This is a genomic window from uncultured Campylobacter sp. (assembly GCF_937949835.1).
GTDB lineage: Bacteria > Campylobacterota > Campylobacteria > Campylobacterales > Campylobacteraceae > Campylobacter_B.
Map to the genome: position 1 here is coordinate 1 of NZ_CALEDC010000127.1, position 1,851 is coordinate 1,851.

The window sequence follows — 1,851 nt, forward strand, 5'->3', positions numbered from 1 at the left end:
CGGCGTCATGGGCGGCGCGGACACCGAGATCACGGGGGAAACCGTCAACGTGCTGATCGAGGCCGCGCATTTCGACCCGGTCTCCATCGCGAGGTCGGCCCGCCGCCACAAGCTGGCGAGCGAAGCGTCCAAGCGCTTCGAACGAGGCGCGGACCCCGAGCTGCCGCCGGTGGCCGCTCAGAATGTGGTGGATTTGCTCGTCGAGTACGGCGGCGGCACAGCCGGCGACGAGGTTTTCGACCTCCTGACTTTCCCTGCGCCCGAAGCGCAAGATTTCCGGCTGTCGGAGGTGGAGCGGCTGACCGGACTTGGCCTTTCCGACGAGCGCATCATCGGCGTCTTGAGGGAGATCGGCTGCGAGGTCGAAGTTCCCGGTGACGGAGCCTCCGGCGCCTTTGGCGAACCGAACGCCAATCGCCCTGCGCCCGCGGGCGACGGCTCTGTCGATGGCTCCGGCGCCGCCGAAGGATCTGACTCCGAAAAATTTGCCGCTGAAAAATACGAGAGCGGCGCTTTGAAGGGCGCGGAAACGACGGTGCGGGTCACGCCGCCGACGTGGCGGCCCGACCTCGTCGGCCCCGCCCATTTCGTCGAGGAGGTTGCCCGGCTCGTCGGCTACGACGAGATTCCCGTTCGGCTGCCCCGCGCGAACGTGGGCCGCGGGATCACTGCGGTTCAGCGGGCGCGGCGGGACGCGGCGCGGATTTTGTAGATGGATACTGCGCGAGCTCTGCGCCGAGGCAAGCTCGCTTCGTCTGCGCCGCAAATTTCAAAGCGTGAGTGGCTCGCAAACGGATTATAAATTTAAAAGGGCGACCGCTCTGCAAGCAGATCACAAAATTAAAATAGCAGTCAGTCTGCGAGTAGCTTGTAAATTTAAAACCACGATGCAAGAATTTCATCGCGGATCTTGCGCCGCCGTAGAGCTTTTACGTCAAAAATTTCGCGCCGAGAGTGCGCTGCGCAACTGTTTAAAATTTCAAAGCCTGCCGTATGCGCTCGCGCGATTAAAATTTGTGGGCTCGATGAGCGAAATGGGCGCGGGCAATCCGCCTGCGCCGTTAAAATTTCAAATCTCGGTTGCCACACTTTTGCAATTAAAATTTAGGGGCGTGTCTGATGCGCCCCCGCGGCTAAAATTTCAAAATGCGGTAGCCGCGGTCGCCGCATTTGCGCGATTGAAATTCGGGTGCCCGCCGCGAGCGGCGCAGTGCCGTAAAATCCGAGCACAGGGGCAGGGCGGATGAACTTTACCTTTTTAAAAATCCTCGTAAAAAAGGAGTTCGCGCAGATCGCAAAGGACCGATCGGCACTCGTAATCGCGTTTTTGATGCCGCTCATTTTGGTCGTGATCTACGGATACGCGATGCGAATGGACATAAAGCCCGTCAAGGTGGGCTTCGTAAGCGATCTGGGCTCAAAAATCGAGCGTGATCTGCTCGGCGGATTTTTGGGCTCAAAATACTTGCAAACCCGCGTTTACACGGACTTAGAGAGCGCTAGGAGGGATTTTAGGGCGCACGAGATCGAGAGTATTTTGTATTTTGATCCGCGCTTTGCAGCTAAATTTCAAAACACCTTGAGCGGGCTCGGCGGCGCGAGCGGCGGCGTAAATTTAAACCTTTCTGGCGACGAAAGCTCCTTCGCGGGCGGCGCAAGCGATATCCAAAATATTAGCGGCGGCGAAAATGTCCGTCCGCTTGAGGACAGAGGCGCGGACACCGGCACGGAAAGCGGGATGAACACCTCTGCGGGCGGCACCGGCGCAAGCGGCGAGGGTTCATACGGCAATGGCGCAGGCGGCGCGGGCGGCAGCGGAGTAAATTCAAGCGGTACAGGCGGCGCTGCAAA

Annotated in this window: 3 protein-coding genes; all 3 read left to right on the top strand. The window is 59.4% G+C overall.

Annotated features, from left to right (window positions below):
- Positions 1–712: phenylalanine--tRNA ligase beta subunit-related protein (locus tag Q0256_RS02765; RefSeq protein ID WP_297959842.1), on the top strand; the 712-nt coding region annotated here is incomplete at its 5' end.
- Between the two features lie 64 nt (positions 713–776).
- A complete protein-coding gene (locus Q0256_RS02770) occupies positions 777–1,247 on the top strand; it encodes a hypothetical protein (protein WP_297959844.1) in 471 nt (156 codons plus the stop codon).
- The coding region (locus tag Q0256_RS02775; protein WP_297959846.1) for an ABC transporter permease at positions 1,244–1,851 on the top strand (608 nt) is incomplete at its 3' end. The genes Q0256_RS02770 and Q0256_RS02775, both read left to right, overlap by 4 nt.